Source organism: Candidatus Cloacimonadota bacterium (genome assembly GCA_011372345.1).
Taxonomy (GTDB): domain Bacteria; phylum Cloacimonadota; class Cloacimonadia; order Cloacimonadales; family TCS61; genus DRTC01.
This window is the reverse complement of sequence record DRTC01000411.1, coordinates 1-2,694: the sequence shown is the minus strand read 5'-3', so window position 1 is coordinate 2,694 and position 2,694 is coordinate 1. Positions and strand designations below refer to the sequence as shown.

The window sequence follows — 2,694 nt, the reverse complement described above, 5'->3', positions numbered from 1 at the left end:
CCTATGAATACACTTTCTAACTTCCAATAAATTAAGGAAATAGAAATTTGAGAAAATGGACAAGATCAGCATCTTGTTTTACGGATCAGGTTTCATCTTAATAAAACTATCCGCTTGCGGATAGCAGAAAGCTTAGCACTAGCCCGAAGTATCTTGAGTTAAGTCGATCTCCTCCGCGAACAGTCAACTTTACACAAGATTCATCATCTCCTGCGGAGATGCCTGAACTTGGGACAAGTTTCGGATCACTTCTCATCTTCACAAGCTGGTAGTTCGATAAAACCCTGATTTTGCAGGGAATCTATTTCTGCTCTCGCTTTTCTAATGATCGCAGCTGATTTATTATAGAGTTCATCGCGTGTAAGATTTATCTTTGCCAAACCTTGTTCGATAGCCTTCATGCCCACGGCTACAGCTTCTCTTGGAAACACCTCAAATTCATTCATTCTGGGAATGATATATTCTTCGGAAAGTCCTTTATCTTCAGCACATTTTGCCAGTTCATAAGCAGCGGCAATACACATCTCATCCGTAATTGTGCTTGCCATAACATCCAGAGTTCCCCTGAAAATACCGGGGAAACCGAGTGAATTATTTACCTGGTTTGGAAAATCCGATCTTCCTGTAGCAACGATCTTTGCTCCGGCTTCCTTTGCTTCCCAGGGCCAGATTTCAGGAGTCGGATTAGCGCAGACAAATACGATCGCGTCTTTGTTCATAGAAGCAATCCATTCCTTTTTAATGGTATTCGGTCCGGTTTTGGCAAGAGAAATGCAAACATCTGCTCCTTTCAATGCTTCCGCAATTCCACCTTTTCTTCCTTCTTTATTGGAAGTTATACACATTTTCCATTTTTCTTTAGTTTCCGGGGTGTTCAGTTCTTTTCTATCTTTATGCAAAATCCCTTTTGTATCGACCATCATAATATTTTCAGCAGGGAAACCGGCAGTTATCATTATTCTTGAGATCGCAATGTTGGCAGCTCCTGCTCCGATCATGGCAATTTTGACATTTTCTTTAGTCTTTTCAACGATTTTCAAAGCATTGATCAAACCCGCGAGAGTAACAGCAGCAGTTCCCTGTTGATCGTCATGCCAGACCGGAATCGTCATTTCTTCACGAAGAGTATCCAAAATCTGGAAGCATTTTGGTTTGGAAATATCTTCCAGATTTATTCCACCGAAAGTCGGAGTTAACCATTTGCACATCTGGATGATATCTTCCGGCTTATGAGCATTTATACAGATTGGAAAAGCATCGACACCACCAAGATATTTGAAGAGGATCGCTTTCCCTTCCATAACCGGTAAACCTGCTTCAGGACCGATATTACCAAGACCGAGAACTCTGGTTCCATCAGAAACTATCGCCACAAAATTAGATTTATTCGTATGCTCATAAACTTTCTCCGGATTCGCATGAATATCCTTGCAGGGAGCAGCAACTCCGGGAGTATACCAGATCGCAAAATCGTCAAAATTCCTGATACAGCATTTGGGAATAACAGATAATTTTCCATTATAAAACGGATGCAGGATCATTGCATCTTCACCAGGCTTGGTAGCTTTTGCCAAGAGATCTTCCAAACTAACAGTTTTGGTTAATGTTTTTGCCTGGTAAATTAGTTCTTTCAGGGAAATCGGTTTTTCAAAAAAACCATCGACAGGTAAGAGTTTTGTTCCGGCAATTTCGCTGATATTCAACTCCAGAACCTGCTGAATCGACGAAACGATCATGATCGGAATTTTCGAACAATCATAAAATTCGGAATCTCGATCAGGATTTCGCAGTTTGTTTACTACTTCCAAACCGGATACTTCAGTCTCCATCATAATATCCAATATTATCAAGTCCGGTTTTACCTGTTTGACATTATCCAGAAATTCCTTGGCTGAATATGCACATTCACATTTAAAATTACTGTTTTCCAGAATTGCTTTTGTTGATTCGACAAGATCGTGATCATCATCTACAATAAAAATTACTTTTTTGTTCTTTTCCTCGAATTTGTTCATTTTATCTCCTATTTTTACTTTGAAAAGATTTATAAGTATTATCTTCCTGCTAAATCTTTTCAATGGTTATTATACTCAAGCAACCATTCATCTCCAATCGTTGAAAAGGTCGATTTGAAAGAATTCCTCTGTGGGAAACCGTTTTCAAGATTTTTTCTTGTTTGAGAGAAAGGTTGCCAGAGCTATCGAAAGTAATTTCGATTCATCCGAATCCGCTCTGGAAGTCATTATGCAGGGAACCAAAGCTCCCATGACAACTGCTGCTAATCTTGCTTCGGCAAAATTAGTTACAGTCTTGAAAAAAAAATTCCCGGCAAATAGAAAAACCATCGGTATCGGGCAACATGACATCCATTAAGATCAGATCCGGTTTTTCCGATCTTGCTTTTTCAATTCCTTGATTCCCATCAACAGCAGAGATTACCTGATAACCTTCTCTTTTAAGAATGACTTTGGTGGCTATAGTGTAATCAGGATCATCATCGATAATCAGAATTTTTTGGTTATTCATTTTTACTTCTTCCCAATCCACTCCTATAAGGTTGTTCATTATACATGCGTCAGAAGATGCTCTAATAATAAGAAAATTCAAATACACAACATTATAACCATTTTAATGGTTTTGAAACCGTTGAAACGGTTAATAATATTGGTTTTCTTTTTACCCACAACTGAAGTT

The 2,694-nt window shown here is 38.7% G+C and carries 2 protein-coding genes; both read right to left on the bottom strand.

What is annotated here, in order from left to right; translation table 11 throughout:
- Nucleotides 1–245 precede the first annotated feature (245 nt).
- The gene (locus tag ENL20_08040; protein ID HHE38509.1) at nt 246–2,015 is read right to left on the bottom strand and encodes a response regulator; all 1,770 of its coding nucleotides are present in this window, start codon (nt 2,013–2,015) and stop codon (nt 246–248) included.
- 283 nt (nt 2,016–2,298) lie between these two features.
- On the bottom strand, nt 2,299–2,565 hold the full coding sequence (locus ENL20_08035; GenBank protein HHE38508.1) for a response regulator transcription factor: 267 nt from the start codon (nt 2,563–2,565) through the stop codon (nt 2,299–2,301).
- Nucleotides 2,566–2,694: the final 129 nt, after the last annotated feature.

Bases quoted from the DNA above. Each gene is read 5' to 3' on its own strand.
- ENL20_08035 (HHE38508.1), bottom strand. From the start codon at position 2,565: ATGAACAACCTTATAGGAGTGGATTGGGAAGAAGTAAAAATGAATAAC.
- ENL20_08040 (HHE38509.1), bottom strand. From the start codon at position 2,015: ATGAACAAATTCGAGGAAAAGAACAAAAAAGTAATTTTTATTGTAGAT.